Raw genomic sequence first — 20,765 nt, 5'->3', positions numbered from 1 at the left:
ATGACAGATTATCGTGTTCCAGGGCTGCTTGTCAGCCCGGAATGCTGGAGCAACGCCATCTTGGTAAGGGGCAATGCTGTTCGGGGACCGCAGGTTAGGCGGCTTCGCTACCGTGAGGGTGGTCAACGATAGGCCAGATTGGGCGCTCAAGCCTTGTATATGCGTTTCGCCGCGGGTCATTCGGGTAGGGACCTTCCACGGCGCAGTAGAGGATTTCCGCCGCAACAGGTTCAAACGCGCCGTGAAAGTGGTTCGTGGATTTTACGATCAGGATCTTCTTCGTGGCGATGTCGATATCCAGATTGGTGAAAAGGTCCGGCGAAAATGTTTGTGCCCTGTTTGAGTTCAGGACCACATCGATGTCGTCGATCCTGATGACGGCACAGTCGCCGAGCGGCACAATGGATGTACCGAAACTTTGGGTCGCATTCTTTTGCGTCTTGAGAACAAGGACGTCACCATCGACAGGATCACCTGCGACAGCAGAGGTCTTTCCACCGAAGCGAAGCTTCAGGTGCGCTCCCTCACCGGCGGCGTGACAAAGGCGGACCGCCATCGGGTCCCAGATTGTTCCGAATGCGACGTCACTCAACCCGAGAGAAAGCGCCCGGCGCAGAAGAATGGTTGAATCGCCGGCAACGCCACCTCCCGGATTGTCCCATACGTCTGCTATGACCACCGGGCCGCCTGGATGACTGACAGCCTTGGCCAGAGCAGCGCCCGGCGTCAGGAAATCCGGCCGTGTCGTGCCGCGAAACGAAAACAGCTCCAATCCCAGTGTCTTTGCCAACTGGTCTCCCGCAGGCTTTGCGTCATCGGTGATCACAATGAGCTTTGCGCCAAGGTCGGGTGAGTCTCCCGCCATGAAGCCGTGGATTGCGGAAACGGACAGAGCGGTTCCCGTTGCCTCAAGGGCTTTCATTTTGTTGACGAAACCCCGCATTGGCGGACGGCTCGTCGGCAGCACTTCCATCATTCTCACATCAAAAACCGAGAGCATCGGTGTGATCTCTCCTCGCGCCGCACGCAAAGTGAGATCAACGCAAGCTTCGCCGGTTTCTGCAAAGTCCGTGTGGGGAAATTCCTTGAACACCGTGATGATATCGGCGTTCTGAACGCGCTTTTCGCTCAGGTGGCTGTGCGGGTCGAACGAAACGCCGATCTTAGCGTCAGGACCGGCAAGCTGTCGTACGGCCTCCAGCAGGTCCCCTTCACAATCGACGCAACCGTCGGCGATCATCGCCCCGTGTAGTCCGAGGATGACCACATCGACCGGAAGAGCTGCCTGAAGCTGTTGAAGAACCTCGTCACGCAGATGATGCCATGTTGATTTGTTGACCAGCCCACCTGGCTCTGCCCAAGTGGCCGTTCCTTCGATCAATGCAATCTCGCCGTCAGCGGCTCGCTTGCGCAGTGCCGGAAAGACACCGGTGCACAATGTCGGTGTGTCCGGGTGTTCGCCGGGCGCTGCGTAGAAGCTTTCCTTGAAGTCGGTCAGATCGGTTCGTAGCGGAGAGAATGTGTTCGTCTCGGTTGCGATGGATGCACAGAAAACGCGCATTGATGGGTCCTGTTTTGGAATAGGGGCGCAATTCTTGAGCGTTGGTCAGGTAACCGGCGGGCCGTTGCCCGCCGGTTCCATTGGTCAGTCCAGATAGGTTTCGGCGTTTGCCTTGGCGACTTCAGCCTTGAACAGGGTCAGCAGTTCGACCGCTTTCTCATCGAGGTTTTCGTTCACATGGCTTTCAAAGGCCGGCTGCGTGGCTGCTGCCATTGCCTCCCGCTGGGCATCGTCCAGTGCGGTGACTTCCATTGCATCCATGAGGCCTGCTAGCCCGCGTTCGGAAGATTCGATGATCCGGGAAAGGCCACGACTTGCCGTCACGCAGTTTTCGGCCGCTGCGTGCAAGGTTGCCCGTTCATCGTCGCTCAATCCTTCGTAGAAGGCCCGGTTGATCATAAACGTGTAGGGCGAGAACAGATGGTTGGTCAGGGTCAGGTATTTCTGCACTTCAGAAAAGTTGGCGAAGGAGATGATCGGAACCGGGTTCATCTGCCCGTCGATGACGCCAGTCTGCAAACCGGAATAAACCTCACCCCAGGAAAGCGGATAGGCTTCGGCGCCGAGTGCCTGGATGATCTTCTGGTGCGAGGGCAGGGTCATCGTGCGAATGCGGATGCCGGAAAAATCTTCAAGGTTTGCAATCGGTTTTTGCGAGTTCGTCACTGCAAAGAAACCGCCTGTGTCCGGAAAGCCGAGAACGACCACATCCCCCAGCGACGCTTCGATATCGGCCGCAAGTGCCTTGCCGAAGTCGCCATCGAATACCTTGTAGGTCGCTTCGTTGCCCGCGAAGGCGAACGGCAGGTTCAGAACGTCAACGCGCGGGTAGTAGCTTGCAAGAGCGCCGGTGGAGGTCAGGGTTGCCTGGATCAGGCCGTCGCGTACCTGCTGCACATGCTCTGCAGCGGAACCCAGCTGGTTCGAGCCGAACACTTCCACCTTGACGCTGCCATTGGTGCCGGACTGGACCAGGTTTGAGAACACCGCAGTACAGGCATGTGCCGGGTTCTCGAACGGATCGGTCTTGTTGTCGTGACCGAATTTGATGACGCCGCCTGCGGCGAGGGCTGTGCTTGCGGTCATTGCTGCGGCAAGTGCCAGTCCGGTTGTCAGAAGTTTCATTTGCTAATCCTCTCTGGTTTTGTCTGAGGTCAGTTGGCAAATCCCAGGATGCGCGGCAGCAGAAGAGCCGCATCCTCCCAGAACGCGAAGATGAAAAGGATGGCGATCTCGGCCAGCAGGAACGGCATCAGTTTGATCGAGATGCGTTCCAGCTTCTCGCCCGTGACGGAAGAGAGCACGAACAGGCAGGCACCGACGGGTGGCGTCATCAGCGAGATATTCAGGGCCAGAACGAAAATGATGCCGGCGTGAATGGGTTCCAGGCCCACCTGTTCGGTCAAAGGAACCAGAACGGGCGCCAGGATGATCAGGATCGCGGTAATGTCCATCACCATGCCCACCAGCAGAAGCAGACCGATGATGATGGCTATGACGGCGTAGCGGTTGTCGCTCAGGCTCAGAACGCTTTCGGCAATCAGCTGCGGAATGCGTTCGAAACTCATCCACCAACCCAGAATTCCGGCAAAGGCAATGATGACGAAGATCACGCCGGTGATCCGGGCAGTGCGCACAAGCATCTGGTAGAAGGCCTTCAATTTCAGGGTCCGATAAACGAAGACACCGATGAAGACCGCGTAGGCGACGGCGATGGAGGCTGCTTCCGTCGGGGTTACGACACCTCCCAGAATGCCACCAAGGATGATGACCGGCATGGCGAGCGCAGTCAGTGAGCTGATAAAGGTGGACCAGACTTCGCCAAGCGTGGCGCCGCGAAGCGCTTTCGGCAGATTTTGACGGTTTCCGCCAATGACAATCACCGCCATGCAGACCAGACAGATCACCAATCCGGGAAGAATGCCTGCCGCGAAGAGCCCGGCGATAGAAACGCCCATCAGCGAGCCATAGACCACCATGAGACCGGAGGGCGGGATGGTCGGACCGATAATGGATCCTGCCGCGGTCACTGCGCAGGCATAGTCGCGCTTGTAGCCTTCCTTGACCATGGCGGGCACGAGCGTGCGTCCGAACGCGGCGGCATCTGCCGTTGCCGATCCTGTCAGGCCGGCAAAGAAGACCGAGGCCAGCATGTTGGTATGCGCCAGTCCTCCGCGAAAACGGCCAACCAGAACCTGCGCCAGTTTTACCAACCGGTTGGTAATGCCGATCCCGTTCATGATTTCACCGGCAAGGATGAAGAACGGCATGGCCAGAAACGGGAATATGTTAAGCCCGTTGAAGATCTTGCTGGGACCGATGGACAGGAACTGGGTTCCGCCCATGTCGATCAACCCGACGACACCTGCTGCCCCGATGGCGAAGCCGATCGGCATGCCGAGCAGAATGAGAAGCACAAAAACCAGGCCCGCCCACATTATTGAGCTCCCTCCTCAGCAGGGTTTTCCAGATGGGTTCCAAGATCGCGAATGAGCACCAGCACGAGCTGCACGGAAGCAAGCGCGGCAGAGACGGGAATAGCTGCATAGAACGGTTCCAGGCTCAGTCCGAAAATCATGGCCTGGCGAGTTGCCCCGCTGGCGGAGAAACCGAGCCCGTATCCCAGGACGTAAAGAAAGAGGGCCAGGGCCAGCACATCCATCACGATGAGCACCACGCGCTGGACGGGCAGAGGCCACAGGTTGAGGAATGCCGTGAGGCCGATATGCTCCCGGTGCGCAATGCCGCAGGAAATCGCCAGCATGGCCGCCCAGATCATCAGGTAGCGGGCCATCACCTCAGGCCATGGCAGTTGCCAGTGAAAATAGTACCTGTCGATAACGCCGAGCCAGACATCAAGTACCAGTAGAAGCATCAATAAGGCGACTACGGCTTCGGTAACCGTGTTCAGTCGCGCGCTAGCCATGCGTGCCCACGCTTGCATTCCATCCTCCCCAAGAATGTAATTTAGGTACACTATGAGTACGAAAAATCGCGAAATCAAGCAAAATTTCTAACTAAAGTACAAATATCAGGTCATTCCTCAAGCGAAATATGTATCTTAAGTCTGGATCTTATAGGTTTTTGTACTTAAATTACAAAATGCCTCAAGTGGTCAGGAGCAGGAAATGAGTGAAGACAGTCGCGACGAAAATGAACTCCCCAAGCGGGGGCAGGCCGCGGTGGCAGATCTGATTTCCGCCTTGGAACGTGTGGACGGGCAGCTTGCCACGCGCGAGCAAAGGGTCGCCGATTACGTGAAGGCCAATATCGACAGCATCAGCACAATGACGATTGCCGAACTGGCCGGGGCGGCGGATGTGTCCACACCGACCGTTATCCGGTTTTGCCGGTCTCTCGGCTGTGATGGGTTCAAGGAATTCAAGCTGCGTCTCGCCCAGAACCTCGCAGTCAGCCTGCAATACATTCAAGCCGACGTCAGTGAAGAGCCGGCCACCGTTGAACATGCTCTCGATCATGTGCTGGGCGCGATTTATACAACGGCGAACGTCATGCGGAAGCAGTTGAACCCTGAACGTTTGGAAGAGGCAAAAGAGGCGATCATCGGTAGCAGGCAGCTTCTGGTTGCCGGGATCGGTGGTGGATCATCAATGCTTGCCCAGGAGGCTGCCAACCGGTTTTTCCGGTTGGGCATCGTCTCGACCGCGGTCAATGACAGCTACATCATTCAGATGCGATCGGCGACATTGAGACCGGAGGACACGCTATTGCTGTTCTCCTCCAGCGGGGAAACCGACGCCATTGTTGGGGCGGCAAAGGTCGCTTCGGCCTATGGCGCAAAAACAATCAGCATCTCAAAACCCTATACCCGGCTTTCGCAAACCGTATCGATTCCCATCGAAGTCGACTTGCCGGAAGATCCCGACATCTTCAAGCCGACCGCTTCGCGCCATGCCTATCTGGCCATACTGGATGCGCTGGCCATGTCCGTTGCCTATGAAACGAAGGACGCGACAACCGAGAATCTGCGCCGTATCCGTTCTTCGCTGACTGCCTATCACGGACGGACCGGTCCGCAGCCGCTGGGCGACTAGATCGCTGCTGATTTGGCTCGAGTCGAGTGAGCCAAATCGCCGTCAGAAAAAAGTTTGAATTTTCACTTGAAGCTATAGTGACTAGAGGTCCTATCTATGAGCTGACTCATGATTTTGGAGCCAGTCGATGTTGCAGGATGTTCAGGTCAAGACGTGTTCCTCTGAAGGGGATTCCAGCGAAAAAAACAGCTGCTGTGGATCAAAAATATCCATTTCCAATCCGGCGCCGGAAGTGGGCATAGGCCGCAGCTTTCGCGTCACCGGACTGGATTGCGCTGAAGAAGTTGCAATCTTGAACAAGGTGCTCGGGCCGAAGCTGGGAGGTGAAGAACATCTCGCCTTTGACGCTATCAATGCCCGTATGACCATCCTGGATACAGCTGCGCCATTGCCGGACGAGGCAATCATCAAGCTGGTCGCTGGAACGGGTATGTCCGCAAAAATCTGGGACGCTGACAGCGCCGAAGCGGATCATGCCGCGCACCTGGCACGTCAAAAGCGTTTTACGGCACTTTCCGCAGGTTTCTGGGCCATCGGATTTGGCTATCATATCGTTGAAACGGGCTTATCCGGGGCGGTTGGTCTCTTTTCAGGTCATGGCGACAGCGCCATGCCGCCGCTCGAAATGGGCAGTTTCCTTCTCGCCGTGGTTTTTGGAGCCTGGCTTGTTGCTCCGAAAGCCTGGTCGGCTGTTCGCCGGCTTGCTCCCGACATGAACCTTCTGATGATGATTGCGGTTATGGGCGCGATTGCGTTGGGAGAATATTTCGAAGCTGCCACGGTCGCATTTTTCTTTGCCCTTTCCCTGACTTTGGAGAGCTGGAGCGTGGGGCGTGCGCGCAATGCGGTTGCCGCCCTGCTTGATCTGGCGCCGCCGACAGCAAGGGTCATTTCAGCAAACGGTTCGGAGAAGGATGTTCCGGCCGCGGAAGTTGCAATCGGCGACAGGTTCGTGATCCGTGGCGGTGACAGAATTCCACTGGACGGCGAAGTGGTTTCCGGCTCCGGAGCTGTTGACCAGGCTCCGATTACCGGAGAAAGCGCATTGGTTGCCAAAGAGGCTGGCGATGAAGTCTTTGCCGGCACGATTAATGGCGAGGGAACCCTGACGGTTCAGGCGACCAAGCTGGCAAACAATACCGTGCTTGCAAAGATCACCCGCATGGTCGGCGAAGCGCATTCCCGTCGTGCCCAGGTGGAGCAGTGGGTGACCGGCTTTGCACGCGTCTATACCCCCATCATCATGGGGCTTGCCGTGGCAATTGCGGTCCTGCCTCCGCTCCTGTTCGGGGCGGCGTGGCCTGCCTGGTTCTATAACGCACTTGTTCTGTTGGTGATTGCCTGCCCTTGTGCACTGGTTATCTCCACGCCCGTTTCTATCGTTGCCGCGTTGGCATCTTCCGCACGCAGTGGAGTGCTCATCAAGGGCGGTGCCTATGTCGAAATCCCGAGCCGTCTCAAGGCGTTGGCCATGGACAAGACAGGAACCATCACAGAAGGTGAGCCGGAGGTTGCGGGAACTTATCCTCTGGCAACCGATGAAGCAGGACTTCTCTCGATTGCTGCCGCGCTGGAAGCGCGTTCGTCGCACCCATTGGCAAGGGCCATTCTGGCGCGGACAGCGGACGTCGTGCCGGCCGAGGAAACAAGGACGGTCCCAGGGCGGGGTGTCGAGGGAACGGTCGATGGCCGTGCGGTCTGGCTTGGTTCCGTTCGTTTCGCGGCCGAAAAGGGCGTCGCGATCCCGGCAGATCTGAAAGAGCGGATCGAAGGGGCCGGCAGCACCCTGGTCGCCGTTGGCACTGACAACGGCTTGCTCGGTCTTCTGGAACTTCGGGATCGCATCCGCTCTGATGCGAGGGATGTCATTGCGCGCCTGCACGCTGCAGGTGTTGAAAAAATTGTCATGCTGACAGGGGACAACGAACGGACGGCGCGTGCGGTTGCCAGAGAAGTCGGTATCGACGATGTGAGGGCGGAACTTCTGCCGGCCGACAAGGTGCTGGCTGTAGAGGAACTGTCACGTACGCACGAAGTCGTGGCTATGGTTGGCGACGGGGTGAATGATGCTCCGGCAATGGCCCGCGCGAACTTCGCTATTGCGATGGGAGCGGTAGGCTCGGACGCTGCCATCGAAACGGCGGACATCGCCCTGATGAGCGATGACATCGGGAAGTTGCCCTGGTTGGTTGGTCATTCCAGGCGCACCATGTCCATCATCCGGCAGAACATCACCGTGGCACTGGTGACCAAAGCTTTGTTTGTTGGGCTGACGGCGCTTGGCATGGCAACCATGTGGGGCGCCATTGCAGCCGACGTCGGCGTGTCGCTTGCCGTCGTCGCCAACGCACTTCGGCTGCTGAAGGTGGAAAATCCCGCTTAGCCGGTGTCGTCCTTTGCCAGGTCGTCCAGACTCATCCTGTCCACCATTTTCACAAGCCAGAGCAATGTCTTCTTCTGCGAATCATTCAGCTGTTCGAGATCGGAAACTTGCAGGACGGTTTCGCGGTGATTGTTCCAGGCCAGGAAGAAATCGACCACGTCGGTAACGTCTTCAACGGCAGTATTTCTTTCAGACAAAGCGGTGCTCACGACTTGTTTACCCATGATCCGAGTTTAGGAGAAGTCAGCGTCCTTTGAGCGTGAAAAAAGCGTGAACCACTTGGACGTCAGGTTGAAGTGCTGTTTTATTACGCTACGCATTTTTGTCGAGGCGATGGGGCATGCGCGCTAGGACATTGGAGATAAATCTTTTCGGATCGTGTATCGTGCGCTCCCTTGAACCGGGGGCGTTCGAGATCACGGGCAAGAAGCATCGTGCCATCTTCGCTTTGCTGGCAACGGCTCCGCATGGCTGCAGAAGCCGGACCTTCCTTCAGGAAACGCTTTGGGGTGCTTCCTGCTATGACACCGGCAGGCAAAGCCTGCGCCGAGCGCTCTCCGACATCAAATCGGCCATGGGCCCCTATTTTGCCGAACTCATCACAACCAACAATTCCGAGGTCACGCTCAACCTGAGCAACGTGACTTTCTCGGGACAGCCCGGGCAGGGGACGTTTCTGGAGGGGCTGGATATTCTCGAGCCGAGATTTCTGGACTGGGTTGATTCCATCAGGAACAGCCCTGAACAGATTTACGCGCTGTTTCGGGCTCCGTCCGCGTCTCTGCCAAGGCCTCCGGTTCCGACCGTAACTGTGATGCCGTTGCTCAGCATCGAGAACAATCCCGAGCTTTCTGTGCTTGGAGACTGGTTCGCAGAGGAGATTTGCCGCTCCTTGTCGCGCACCAATCTTTTGTCGGTGATTTCGCATCTTTCGAGCCGCGCACTGGCCGGTCGACGCGTCGATATCGAGGTTGTCAGGACGAAGCTTGGTGTCGACTACTGTGTATGCGGCAGCATCCGCCAGCTTGGCGACCAGGTTGTGACGGATGTCGATTTTCTGGATGCGGAGACAGGGCGTATTCTCTGGACGCGACAGTTCAGCGGCACATTGCAGGAGTTTGTCAGCGATCCGGAATTCAGTCTCGACAATATCGTCAAATCTATTGGAAGTGCGATTGCGTCTGATACGCTGAGCTATATTCGCGGACGACCGATCAACGAAATTGCTGACCATCGCTTGCTAATGGCCAGCGTCAGCCTGATGCATAGGCCCACGCTACGGGAATTCGCAAAATCTCGGGAAATGCTCGAAGAAGTGGTCAAGAGAGCGCCGCATTCCGCAGAAGTTTATGCTTGGCGTGGAAAGTGGCACGTTTTGAGCGTTTTCAATGGTTGGAGTTCTAATCCTGCTAAGGATACGAAAGGTGCTATCAGCAACACGTCGAAAGCGTTGGATATCGACCCTGAAAACGCCTTTTGCCTAACGATAGACGGGTTCGCGCATAACAACTTGCTTCGCAGGCTGGATGTTGCATCTGACCGGTATGAAAAAGCGATCGGGCACAACCCCAATGAGTCGCTTTCTTGGTTGCTTCATGGCGCTTTGTTCGCATTCCAGGATGCGGGAAGCCAAGCTGTACATGCTTCAAGAAAAGCTCGACTACTTTCTCCAATTGATCCGTTCAAGTACTTGTATGATTGTATTAGCGCGACCGCTCACCTATCAGCGGAAGATTTTGAAGAAGCATTGAAATTTTCCGAAAGTTCTCTTGCGCTGAATTCTCGTCATTTATCGACAATGCGTGCGAAAATCACTGCGTTGCACTTTTTGGACCGCACTGACGAAGCAATGGTGGTTGCCGAAGAGTTGCGGCGCAGGCAACCGAACTTTTCCGTGGAAGAATACCTGCGTGCGCATCCAGCAAGCGCGTACAAAGGCGGACAAAACGTGGCACGCGCTTTGCGTGCAGTTGGTTTCAAATAGTAATTTTAGATACAGGAGAGCGATATGGCTTACATGGGTGGCTATGGCGGTTACGGCGGTTATGGAGGCTATGGTGGTTATGGGGGCTACGGGGGGTATGGGGGCTACGGCAATCTGAACGCCTCGGGAATGGGAAGCCTGCTTGGTGCCGGAGAAGGGGCAGCTCTTGACCCAATGACAGTGCAGGGTCTGCAAACAAGTGTGCAGGCCATAAGTCACGCAGCCGGAAACGCCACCCCACACCCCTCCAGAGAGTTGGCATTTTCTTCATCGGAGAATTTGGACATATGGGTCGATTGGGTACGTGCGTCTTTGTACTTGAGTGACTTCATGAGTGAGCTTCACTGGGATGTTGTTTCACGTCCCGTTGAATCGGTAGTGCTTTCTCAAAGGTCTCGAATAAGCGGAAATGTGCAACCATTTTACGAAGTCGTAAGGCCTGATGCGAGTGTATTTGAAGAGCAACTGAAGTATGTTCGATCCTACATGGATCAACGACCTGAACGGACACCTGAAATTGTAACGCAACTTGGATTCCCAACTCCATATTTCGCGATGATTTTGGGTCTGAATGGTGCACGAAACAAAAAAACTCTGGAACTGATTACGGTCACCCAGGTTCTGGCAGCCCATGTCGCGATGATCGTGAAACATCATCTGGCGATCCGCCGACCGGATCGGATCGGAGCCACGGTTCTGCCAATGATTCCAACACCAGGTCATGGCAGTTTCCCGAGCGCACATGCAACGGAGGCTTTTGCGGTCACTCGTATGCTTGAGGGACTGGTGGACGCATCACAATCCCATTATCCGGACCCGGATAAACGCAAGAAGCTGCTCAGAAAGCAGGCGGAAAGGATTGCGGTCAGCCGTACTGTAGCCGGTGTTCATTATCCCGTCGACAGCTGGGCGGGCGCATTGCTCGGCAAGATGGTCGGTGAAATCATTCTGAACAAATGCGGAATTTCGCAGGTGATGACCGGCTTGAAATATGAAGCCAAGGCCGAGTCTGACTTTATGCTTTCGATGTACAAGGACCCTGACTGGAAGGATCACGGTGTAAGTGAACTTCAGAATTGTCAGGTTGCCGAAAGTGCGAATTTCAAATGGCTCTGGGACAGAGCTGTCGACGAATTTGACCTGTAAGTAGGGATGAAACGTCATGAATGACTTCAGCCCAGACAACAGCAGCGGCCTGGCCGCTGCTGCGCTCAAGAGTTATCTCGGCCCCTACGAAGCCTGGAATTTTGGCATCGGCAGACCCTATGCGTTTTCCGCGTATCGCAGGGAAGACATCCAGTTCTTGACCGCTCTCGCGGAACACCCATCGCCCAAGACAGCAGAAGCTGTAGCGGGCGCGGGCAATGTGTCGGAACGTCGAATGTGGTTCCCCACAATTTGGGGGAGAAGCGACAACGTCCCGCTTAGGTTTTGGCCAATTGTAGTCGAAAACCGGTCACGAAAAGAGATCGCGCTCGAGGGCTTGGGGACCGACTTGCATGAGGCCTTGCCTGCTGAAGGCATAGAGAAATCGCGGTTTCGCCTTGCTTTTCCCGTCGAACCCTCGGCAATGCACGAAGGAGCAGGGACTTGCCCTGACGAACCCGAGTGGTCGCCTGATCCAAAGGTTTCCGGGAGCTGTCCGCCGGAAAAGACGATCAACGTATTGGCGGTGATCGATGACGGAATTCCGTTCGCGCACAGAAATTTCCGTAGCGCGGACGGCGAGCGATCCAGAATGGAGTTTTGCTGGCTGCAATCAGCTGCGAAAAATTCCGCACCGGATGATGCAAGCGTTCTGTTCGGGCAGGAATACACACGAAAAGAGATCGAAGTGCTCATTCGGGACTACGACGACGAAGATGCTCTTTATGCAGCAGCAGGTGCGTCGTCAGATCAGTTCGGATCCGGGGCAGCGATCAACCGGATTGCAACACATGGGGCGCATGTCATGGATATCGCCGCCGGCTGTGATCCGAACAAATCGGAAGCGCCCGTGGAAGAAACCAGGCTCATAGCGGTTCAGCTTCCCAACACTTACCCCTGGGATACGTCCAGCTTCGGCAAAGACATGTATATGCTGTCCGCTGTGCACTACATTCTTGAACGGGCTGAACGTATTGGTGCCGGGTACGGCGTGAACAACATTCGCGTCACCATAAACTGCAGTTACGGTTTCTCCGCAGGACCACATAGCGGAACGTCCGTTTTGGAGGCAGCCATCGATGAGGTCGTGCGCGAACGCCGCAAACTTGGGCGCCCGACAGCAATTGTCCTTCCTTCGGGAAACACTTTCCAGAATCGCCTTCATGGCGAGATCTCTTCGAATGATTTCAAGAAGGGAGAGTTCGAGTTTACGTGGAGAGTTCAGCCAACCGATCGGACCTCCAACTATCTTGAAATCTGGTTTCCCGAGGGCTTGGATCCAGGTGATTATTCAGTCGGGATTGAGGGCCCTTTCAAAAGCGCCAAAGCCGAAATGCCACTCAAGCCGGACCCGGATTATGAGGATGGCGATCCTCGAAATTTCCAGGTAATTCAGCATGATAAGCAGACTGGAAAAGTTGTTGTCGGCCAGCTGAGTCTCGACAACTACCGTTCAAGCAACCGCTGGCGCGTACTTGTCGCGCTGGCACCTACAGAGCCCGATGAGCCGGACCTTCCGGCTGCTCCTTCGGGCGACTGGAAGATCACATTGAAGCGCGGCTCCGATGCTGCACAGGATCATCTGCCAATTTATATCTGGATACAGCGCGATGTTGATCTGGAAGCATTTCGAAAAGGCAATAGGCAGAGTTACTTGAGCGACCCCAACTATCGGATCGTTGATGATCGGGGAGGTGAAGCGCAAAGCGACGGGACGGACAGTCATGTAAGGCGGTTCGGATCGATCAATGGTATGGCGATCGGCGGTACCTCCCTGACTGTCTCCGGTTGCATGCCTTCGGCTGAAACGCAATGGGATGTTGAAAAGCCGATCGCATCGACATTCAGTGCCGCGGGAAAAACCGGATCGGGCGCGGCGGCCGGAAAGGTCGATTGTACCGCGCCGGCGGACCGTTCGAATATCAATCCCGGCATCATCGGCGCGGGTACTCGAAGCGGGTCTTATGTCATGGTCCAAGGCACGAGCGTTGCGGCTCCCCTGGTTGCCAGACGACTTGCAGAGGCATTTGCAAGCCGGACAGAGGAAGAGGTCAAGAACGCCGAGGCAGGCAATTACCTCTCGATCATCGAGACGATAGCATTGCCGGACCTGACAGATGAGGAACACGCAAGACTCGGTGGCCACCTGGTATTGTAAGTGACTGGAAATGAACGAAAGAAGAAGGGCCCGGAGCGATCCGGGCCCTTCTTTTTTGCTCTTTTCCGCAACGGAATTCACGCTTTTCTCACGAGCTTTTCGGTCCCGAAATTCATATAGTCATGTGTATCGAAAAGCGAACGAGGGTAAATGTCATGTGATTTGGATCTGTGCACAAATTAAAGGGAAGACAAGCAAAAATAATTCAGCTATTTCGAGAAAATTGACTTCAAAGATCTGAAATATTCGCCCCTTCAGAAGAGAAGTTTTGGGCGAGCAATACCTGGTTGAGAGATTTTACATCTAATCAGGTGGATCAAAAGATCAGATCAGTTCAGATCTGTCCAAGACGTTTCAAGTGCACCCGGTATTTTCCGATCAGTCTTCCGAAACCTCCCTCGAGGAAGTGAGCCCCATCGACCAAACTCTGGACTGTGTCCAGTGAGGTCCGCAATTCCACTTCCTCGCGTTCATGCAACTCAATCGTCTGGTGATCGTCATGTTTGCGGATCTTTTGGAAGCAACTGTGCTGAACAATACGAGATACGAGAAAAACCCAAAAAGGTGTCTCGACTATCACATCTTTGATGACAACCGCGTTCCCCTGACGCAGGAACAGATTGCAGTTGAATGGGCAGCGTCTGGCAAGGGGGAAGAAACACAGTCCTTGCGGGTCAGAAAGTCTCCGATCCGGATCTGTGCCGGAGGCGATTCCTGGATCAACATCCTGATCGAGGTTTCCCGCTTCCTTGGATACAACAAGACCTTCTTCGACATTCTGGAGGGGTACTATCAGACCGTCAGCACCGCCTGGCCCGGGCACACCGTCGATCGGATCGTCAAGGAAAAGCCATTCAAGATCTACATCGACAGCGGCCGGTTCGACTATTTCATCTTTTCAGGTGGCGGCAGTGAGTTTCTCGGTGGCTCTGCGCTGACAAGGTTGCTCAAAGCGAAAGAGACTTGCGCGGAGCAAGTTCATCCTGAGCAACTGCTGGATATGGATCGCCTGGAAGCAACGATGGAAAGGCTGAAGGACGGCTACCTGGAGATTGCGGAATATGTGAGATCGAAGTGTCCGCTGACGCAAGTGCTCGTTCACGGCTACGATTATCCGGTCGCGCACGCCGCCGGTCCCTGGTTCGGAAAACCGTTTTTGAAGCGAAACTACGACTTTGAAACCGATCGCGAGATGATTGCCGTCGTGCTGAAATTTCTGGTCGACCGCTTTTATGCTGTGCTGGATGAGGTCGAACAGCAAAGCTCGAATGTGGTTGTGGTCGACATTCGCAACATGGTTCGCGGCCGGTGGACGGATGAGCTTCACCCGGACCTGGAAGCCTCAAAGGACATCGCTGCCTTTTATCGCAATGTAATCGACGGATTTCCAACGGTTTGAGTTTTTTCAAAACGGCGATGGTTCCTGTTTCAAATCATTCGTCACAAAGTTTCAGACTGGGGCGCCGTTTTTAAGCCCCGAACCCTTTTAGCTTCCAGGCAATCTCGGGCAGGAAGCGACATTTTTTTCAATAAAGGCTGAGTTTAGCCGATTTAAGGGTGGCGGAGATTTTCTCCGCCACTTCATTTTTTTAAGGGGCAGTCATACTTGCCCTGTTCAAAGCGCAGACGAACTCGTTCGCAAAGGGTTCTGCGACGTCACGCAAGTTTCTGTTTTTATGTAATTTAATCAGCTCATGAGGCGGTCAAATTGGCCGGCGTTGGAGCGGGTGAAGGGAATCGAACCCTCGTCTTAAGCTTGGGAAGCTTCTGCTCTACCATTGAGCTACACCCGCTTGGCTCAGGTTGTTTTCTGCGCCGACTTGCGATGACTGTCAAGCTGGGGACACCTGTTTTCCCACGGCTCTTGATCTTGCGCTTTGAGGGATAAATCGCCATGTTCGCGCCGGCGCGTGAGTGCGCGTATCGGATTGTTTGAACTCCAGGTCAGTTGAATGCGAAATCAGGTCAAGGCGCTGGTCACCTCACGCAGGTGGGAAATCGGCATCATCAGCATAATCGTTCTGAATGCGGTGACACTGGGGCTTGAAACCAGTCCGGCGGTCATGGAACAGATCGGCGGAATTCTCCTGTTTTTCGACAGGGTGATCCTCGGCATTTTCGTCGTTGAGCTGATCCTGCGGCTCTACGCTCATGGCCTGCGTTTCTTCAAGGATCCATGGAGTATCTTCGACTTTCTGATTGTCGGAATTTCGCTGATGCCCGCCAGCGGTGCCTTCACGGTGCTTCGTTCGTTGCGCATCTTGCGTGTGCTGCGTCTCATTTCTGTTGTGCCGTCCCTGCGACGTGTCATTGGCGGTCTGGTCGCAGCCTTGCCGGGCATGGGGTCGATTGTGGTGCTGATGGCCCTGGTGTTTTATGTCTTTGCCGTCATGGCGACCAAACTCTACGGGGAAACTTTTCCGGACTGGTTCGGCGATCTTGGGGCTTCGCTCTATACGCTCTTCCAGATCATGACACTGGAAAGCTGGTCCATGGGCATCGTCCGCCCGGTTATGGAAGTCTATCCGCTGTCCTGGCTGTTCTTCGTTCCCTTCATCCTGTGCACGGCCTTCACCGTTCTGAACCTCTTCATCGGTATCATCGTCTCGGCGATGCAGGAGGAGCATGATGCCGAAGCCGATGCCAACCGGCAGGCTATCCATGACGATACGGGTCTGATTCTTGAGGAAGTGAAGGCGCTGAGAGCCGAGTTGCAGGAGCTGCGTGTCAAAGTCGTTGAACGTTCGACGTGAGGCATAGGCTGGCAGCAGCGCTTGCGTTTTTGTTAAGCGCATGATTTGTCGGAAGATATGGCACGGGAACCAAAAGGCACCATAGCAGCGGGGCATCGGCTTACGGCAGAGGCGGGGGCTGAAATGCTGCGTGAAGGCGGAAACGCCTTTGATGCTGCGATTGCGGCGCTGGCCATGGCATGCGTGTGCGAGCCGGTTCTCGCGTCTCCCGGCGGCGGTGGGTTTGCCATGATCCGCAACGGGCAGAGCGGTCAATCGACGCTGCTCGATTTCTTCCCGCAGACGCCTCGGCAAAAGCGAGGTGATTGTTCCAGAGGATATCGCAGCATCACAGCTGATTTCGGATCGGCTACTCAGGTTTTTCATATCGGACCTGCAACCGTGGCCGCACCGGGCTTTTTCGCCGGTTTGACGGCTCTTCATGAAAGGGGTGGGACATTGCCCCTTGCAGATCTTTTTGCTCCAGCGATCAATATCGGTAGAAACGGGCACCGGGTCACCGGTTACCAGCATTATCTGTCGACGGTGGTCCGGCCGATCCTGACGGCAACCAGGCCCGCAAAAAACCTGTTCGCACCTTCCGGCGAATTGCCTGCCGTCGGATCGACATTCTACAATCCCGAACTTGCCGACATGTACTGCGAATTGGCCCGCGCGGACTGGCTGCAGACCGAAATAGCGGACCAGCTGCTGGCCGAGCAGAGCGTTGACGGCCATCTCACCCGCGAAGACCTGGAAGGCTACGAAGTTGAGGTGAGAGAGCCGCTTTTTGTCACCCTTGGCGGGGCGTCAGTGTTCCTCAACCCGCCGCCGGCTGCCTGCGGAACGCTGATCCGCTACGCGCTCACACATTTGGACAGCTGCGATATGCCCGGTATGGCCAAGGCGCTCCACCTGACTGATCAGGCACGATTGTCTGCGCGTGGAGACCTTGCCAAGTTGCTGGATCGACCAATGCGCCAGAAGGGGACAACCCATATTTCCGTGGTCGACGCTCAGGGCAATGCCTGTTCGGTCACCGTTTCCAACGGGACGGGGAACGGTGAGATCGTCGGCGGGTACGGTTTCATGCTGAACAACATACTCGGAGAAGAGGACGTAAATCCGCACGGTTCGGCAGACTGGCCGACGGATACAAGACTTGCGTCCATGATGTGTCCGACTTTGATCGACGCACCGGGCGGACGTTTGATTGCCCTCGGTTCAGGCGGCTCCAACCGGATCCGCTCGGCAATCTTTCAGGTTGTCGCGCACATGTGCCTGGAACAGGTCGAACTTGAAGAAGCCGTCCGTGCGCCTCGGCTCCACATCGAGAACGGTCACCTGGACGTAGAGGTGCCCGATAACGACGGCGGGATCACGAAGTTGAAGAGCCTGTTCCCCGACCATCGCATCTGGCCGGAAAAGAATATGTTCTTCGGTGGTGTGCATGCCGTATCTGTCGACAGTGCAGGTCAATTTTCAAGTATTGGAGATGATCGCCGTGAAGGTTCAGCGGTGATCGTTGAGTGATGACGTTGAAACCGGTCGAGATCGCAGCTCAAAGCTCTGAAAGCACCTCTTCCGGCCCTTCAACAATCAGGTCGACCCCGGTCTCATTGTAATCCCGGGAAATGACCTTCAGGCCCAAACTTTCCACACGCCTCTCAAGATCCGAGCTCAAAGCAAATGCCGCGCTGACCTTTTTGGTCAAAATTTTCTGGAAGAGAACCAGTTCGGCATTGTTGATGGCATCCTGTGCGGCGCCCGAGTAAGCGCGCGCCAGACCTCCACCACCCAGCTTGGTGCCGCCGAAATAGCGCACGATCAAAACAGCGCAGTTGATCAGCTCTGCACCTTGCAGTACGCGCAAGGTCGGCATGCCGGACGTTCCTGCGGGCTCGCCGTCATCCTTGCCGCTTTCTTCAATCCGCCCGTCTTCCAGCAGTCTTCGATGCGCCGTGACGACGTGATTTGCTTTTCGATGCTCTTTGCGCAGCTCTTCAAGCCGGCCTTCAAAGGCGTTTACCGGTACGAGAAACGCGAGGAAGCGGGACTTCCGGTCTTCCAGATATCCTTCGAATTCACGCGTGACTGTCTTGAAGGCCATGCGGATTTCAGGACGGAACCTTGAAGTGCTTGGACAGTTTCAGGGCTTGACCCTGATAGTTGGATCCGATCCCTTCGCCGTAAAGCGTCGCCGGTCGCTCCGCCATATGTTCGTAGACGAGACGGCCGATGGTCTGTCCGTGTTCCACGATGAACGGAACGTCATGTGAGCGGACTTCCAGCACGGCACGCGAGCCGACACCACCGGCGCCGACATGCCCAAAGCCGGGATCGAAGAAGCCAGCGTAATGCACCCGGAATTCGCCGACGAGCGGATCGAACGGAACCATCTCGGCAGCATAGTCGGGCGGTACATGCACCGCCTCCTGACTGACAAGGATGTAGAAATCGTCCGGATCAAGGATCAGTTCCGCTGACTGCCTCCGGTAGATCGGCTCCCAGAAATCAAGCGGGTCCTGCGCACCGACCAGGTCGACATCAATCAGGCCGGAATGCTGCTTGGCGCGATATCCGATCAGACTGCCGGGGCCATCGCCCTCCAGGTCGATAGACAGCTGCACACCGCCTCCGATCCGCTCATTGCCACCGCTCATCAAGGTATGTGTCTTGTGAACGTGCTCCAGCTCGTTGTCCGGTATCAGGGACTGCCCGCGGCGGAAGCGGATCTGGCTGAGCCGGGAACCGGTCCGCACCAGGATCGGGAAGGTCAGCGGCGAAATTTCTGCGTAAAGCGGTCCGGTATAGCCCGCCGGAACCGTGTCGAAGGCGAGGCCGTTGTCGGTGATGACGCGGGTAAAGACATCAAGGCGGCCCGTTGAACTTTTCGGGTTCGCGGTTGCCGAAATATCCGGCGCGAGTGCAAGGCTTTCCTGTAGTGGAACAATGTAGACACAGCCGGTCTCCAGAACTGCGCCGTCCTTCAGATCAACCGTGTGCAGCTTCAGCTGCTCCAGCCGGTCGGCAACCTTGATGTCGGGGCCGGGAAGAAAACTGGCGCGCACGCGATAGGCAACCTGCCCGAGACGCAGATCGAGGCTGGCGGGTTGAATCTGGCCGGTGACAGGTGGTTCTGCGGCCGAAATCTCTCCGGCGGCGAACATCGCCTGAATGATCCGTTCCGGCAAGATGCCGCTGGCTGAAAGAGTTGCGCTTCCGTTCAAGACCTGACCCGCTGCCACGTTCATGGAGTTAACCTGCAAATTGTTCAGATAAAGTCCTTAACGGATGCAGGGGCTCCAGCCAACAGGCATTCTCGTTCGCAAAGTTCTTTTGTGAAGGACGATCAGCACCAAATGAATTGACCTTGGAGGTGTTTTCACGTAGGAGAAACGCACTTCGTGGTGATTTGGGCCGGCCGGCTTGCAGCCACGTTAAACAAGTTGCTAAAAAGGCCGGAGGTGCGAACCCCGGTCTTCAGGCTGGGGTTTTTTGCGTTTGGAGCGAACGAGACATGACTGAGAACACCAAGACCGGTAACAAAAACTGGCGCCCTGCAACCACATTGGTCCATGGCGGCACAACGCGGTCGCCCTTTGGTGAGACCTCGGAAGCACTCTATCTTACTCAGGGCTTCGTCTATAACGGCGCTGAAGCCGCTGAGGCCCGCTTCAACGGTGAGGACCCGGGATTTGTCTATTCCCGTTACGCCAACCCGACCGTGGCCATGTTCGAGGACCGCATAAAAGCGCTTGAGGGCGCGGAAGCTGCGCGCGGGACAGCCAGCGGCATGGCCGCCGTCAACCTTGCGCTTATGGCCTCCGTGAAAGCCGGTGACCATGTTATCGCCGCCAAGGCACTGTTCGGGTCGTGCCGCTACATCTGCGAAACACTGCTGCCGCGCTTCGGTGTTGAAAGCACCCTTGTTGATGGCACGGACATCGAACAGTGGAAGGCAGCCGTTCGGCCGAACACCAAGGCCCTGTTCCTGGAAAGCCCGACCAACCCGACGCTGGAGGTTATCGACATCGCGGCCGTTGCCGAAATCTCCAGGAATATCGGCGCGCGCCTGATCATCGACAATGTCTTCGCCACTCCACTGTATCAGTCGCCGCTGGAGCTCGGTGCCGACGTGGTCGTCTACTCGGCCACCAAGCACATTGACGGGCAGGGCAGATGTCTCGGCGGCGTCGTGCTGTCCGATGAAGAGTGGATCACAGACGAAGTCATGCCTTTCGTCAAACACACCGGTCCCCACATGAGCCCCTTCAGTGCATGGGTGCTGTTGAAAGGCCTTGAAACCCTGCCGCTACGTGTCGCGCGCCAAACCGAAAGCGCTGGTCAGATTGCCGACTTCCTGGCAGGCCAGTCCAAAGTCTCCCGTTTGATCTATCCGGGGCGGGACGATCATCCGCAGGCAGACGTCGCCAAACGCCAGATGTGCGGCGGGTCCACCATGGTCGCCTTTGAAATGCAGGGGGGCAAGGAGGCTGCTTTCCGCTTCACCAACGCGTTGGAAATCATCCGGATTTCCAACAATCTCGGTGACGCGAAAAGCCTGATCACCCATCCGGCAACCACAACGCACCAGTCGATTGGCGAAGAAGCGCGTGAAGAACTCGGCATCTCCGATGGCATTCTGCGCCTCTCAGTCGGCCTGGAAGACCCGCAGGATCTTCTGGAAGACGTCGAAAAAGCACTCAGCGCAATCTGATCAATCAGAAATATTGCAGCTCAAAC

16 protein-coding genes, 1 tRNA gene and 1 riboswitch are annotated in these 20,765 nt (G+C 56.0%); of the genes, 9 read left to right on the top strand and 8 right to left on the bottom strand.

Features of this window, described 5'->3' with window-relative positions; translation table 11 throughout:
• Nucleotides 1-94: 94 nt before the first annotated feature.
• The 4 genes from ABLO27_RS08015 to ABLO27_RS08000 all read right to left on the bottom strand — a co-directional run bounded on the left by ABLO27_RS08015 (nt 95) and on the right by ABLO27_RS08000 (nt 4,505).
• Entirely contained in the window at nt 95-1,561 is a 1,467-nt protein-coding gene (locus ABLO27_RS08015; RefSeq protein WP_353031891.1) for a M81 family metallopeptidase, read from the bottom strand.
• An 84-nt stretch (nt 1,562-1,645) separates the two neighbouring features.
• Nucleotides 1,646-2,686, bottom strand: a complete 1,041-nt coding sequence (locus ABLO27_RS08010) for a DctP family TRAP transporter solute-binding subunit (RefSeq protein WP_353031890.1) — start codon at nt 2,684-2,686, stop codon at nt 1,646-1,648.
• Between the two features lie 29 nt (nt 2,687-2,715).
• A complete protein-coding gene (locus ABLO27_RS08005) occupies nt 2,716-3,999 on the bottom strand; it encodes a TRAP transporter large permease (protein WP_353031889.1) in 1,284 nt (427 codons plus the stop codon).
• A complete protein-coding gene (locus ABLO27_RS08000) occupies nt 3,999-4,505 on the bottom strand; it encodes a TRAP transporter small permease (protein WP_353031888.1) in 507 nt (168 codons plus the stop codon). Before ABLO27_RS08000 ends, ABLO27_RS08005 begins: the two co-directional genes overlap by 1 nt.
• 184 nt (nt 4,506-4,689) lie before the next feature.
• Between ABLO27_RS08000 and ABLO27_RS07995 the strand changes: the two genes are divergently transcribed.
• Both ABLO27_RS07995 and ABLO27_RS07990 read left to right on the top strand, forming a co-directional pair.
• Nucleotides 4,690-5,616: a MurR/RpiR family transcriptional regulator gene (locus ABLO27_RS07995; RefSeq protein ID WP_353031887.1), complete on the top strand. Its 927-nt coding sequence runs from the start codon at nt 4,690-4,692 to the stop codon at nt 5,614-5,616.
• Nucleotides 5,617-5,743: 127 nt separating this feature from the next.
• Nucleotides 5,744-7,999 carry a heavy metal translocating P-type ATPase gene (locus ABLO27_RS07990; RefSeq protein WP_353031885.1) on the top strand — a complete coding sequence of 752 codons (2,256 nt, stop codon included), beginning with the start codon at nt 5,744-5,746 and terminating at the stop codon, nt 7,997-7,999.
• On the opposite strand, the gene ABLO27_RS07985 is transcribed toward ABLO27_RS07990, so the two are convergent.
• Nucleotides 7,996-8,208, bottom strand: a complete 213-nt coding sequence (locus ABLO27_RS07985) for a hypothetical protein (RefSeq protein WP_353031884.1) — start codon at nt 8,206-8,208, stop codon at nt 7,996-7,998. The two genes, ABLO27_RS07990 and ABLO27_RS07985, sit on opposite strands and share 4 nt — an antisense overlap.
• Nucleotides 8,209-8,573: 365 nt before the next feature.
• On the opposite strand from ABLO27_RS07985, the gene ABLO27_RS07980 reads away from it, so the two are divergent.
• From ABLO27_RS07980 to ABLO27_RS07965, 4 genes are all read left to right on the top strand, one after another.
• Nucleotides 8,574-9,983, top strand: a complete 1,410-nt coding sequence (locus ABLO27_RS07980; protein ID WP_353031883.1) for a tetratricopeptide repeat protein — start codon at nt 8,574-8,576, stop codon at nt 9,981-9,983.
• Nucleotides 9,984-10,007: 24 nt separating this feature from the next.
• Entirely contained in the window at nt 10,008-11,129 is a 1,122-nt protein-coding gene (locus ABLO27_RS07975; protein WP_353031882.1) for a phosphatase PAP2 family protein, read from the top strand.
• A gap of 16 nt (nt 11,130-11,145) precedes the next feature.
• Nucleotides 11,146-13,287 carry a hypothetical protein gene (locus ABLO27_RS07970; protein ID WP_353031880.1) on the top strand — a complete coding sequence of 714 codons (2,142 nt, stop codon included), beginning with the start codon at nt 11,146-11,148 and terminating at the stop codon, nt 13,285-13,287.
• A 499-nt stretch (nt 13,288-13,786) separates the two neighbouring features.
• Entirely contained in the window at nt 13,787-14,686 is a 900-nt protein-coding gene (locus ABLO27_RS07965; RefSeq protein WP_353031879.1) for a hypothetical protein, read from the top strand.
• 320 nt (nt 14,687-15,006) lie between these two features.
• Here the strand turns inward: ABLO27_RS07965 and ABLO27_RS07960 are convergent.
• Nucleotides 15,007-15,080 (bottom strand) — tRNA-Gly (locus tag ABLO27_RS07960).
• A gap of 159 nt (nt 15,081-15,239) precedes the next feature.
• On the opposite strand from ABLO27_RS07960, the gene ABLO27_RS07955 reads away from it, so the two are divergent.
• Both ABLO27_RS07955 and ABLO27_RS07950 read left to right on the top strand, forming a co-directional pair.
• A complete protein-coding gene (locus ABLO27_RS07955) occupies nt 15,240-16,040 on the top strand; it encodes an ion transporter (protein WP_353031878.1) in 801 nt (266 codons plus the stop codon).
• A 57-nt stretch (nt 16,041-16,097) separates the two neighbouring features.
• Nucleotides 16,098-17,552: a gamma-glutamyltransferase gene (locus tag ABLO27_RS07950; RefSeq protein ID WP_353031877.1), complete on the top strand. Its 1,455-nt coding sequence runs from the start codon at nt 16,098-16,100 to the stop codon at nt 17,550-17,552.
• A 28-nt stretch (nt 17,553-17,580) separates the two neighbouring features.
• Here ABLO27_RS07950 and ABLO27_RS07945 read toward each other — a convergent pair whose 3' ends face one another.
• Together ABLO27_RS07945 and ABLO27_RS07940 are read right to left on the bottom strand one after the other, a co-directional pair.
• Nucleotides 17,581-18,129 carry an IMPACT family protein gene (locus ABLO27_RS07945; protein WP_353031876.1) on the bottom strand — a complete coding sequence of 183 codons (549 nt, stop codon included), beginning with the start codon at nt 18,127-18,129 and terminating at the stop codon, nt 17,581-17,583.
• A gap of 7 nt (nt 18,130-18,136) precedes the next feature.
• Nucleotides 18,137-19,273, bottom strand: a complete 1,137-nt coding sequence (locus tag ABLO27_RS07940) for a 2'-deoxycytidine 5'-triphosphate deaminase (RefSeq protein ID WP_353031875.1) — start codon at nt 19,271-19,273, stop codon at nt 18,137-18,139.
• 143 nt (nt 19,274-19,416) lie between these two features.
• Nucleotides 19,417-19,496, top strand: a riboswitch (SAM riboswitch).
• A 43-nt stretch (nt 19,497-19,539) separates the two neighbouring features.
• On the opposite strand from ABLO27_RS07940, the gene ABLO27_RS07935 reads away from it, so the two are divergent.
• Complete coding sequence (locus tag ABLO27_RS07935) at nt 19,540-20,739, top strand: O-succinylhomoserine sulfhydrylase (protein WP_353031874.1); 1,200 nt, start codon at nt 19,540-19,542, stop codon at nt 20,737-20,739.
• Nucleotides 20,740-20,765: the final 26 nt, after the last annotated feature.

Origin of the sequence: Roseibium sp. SCP15, assembly GCF_040329435.1 — a bacterium.
GTDB lineage: Bacteria > Pseudomonadota > Alphaproteobacteria > Rhizobiales > Stappiaceae > Roseibium.
The sequence above is the reverse complement of the archived record's forward strand: the minus strand, read 5'-3'. Positions and strand labels throughout refer to the sequence as shown.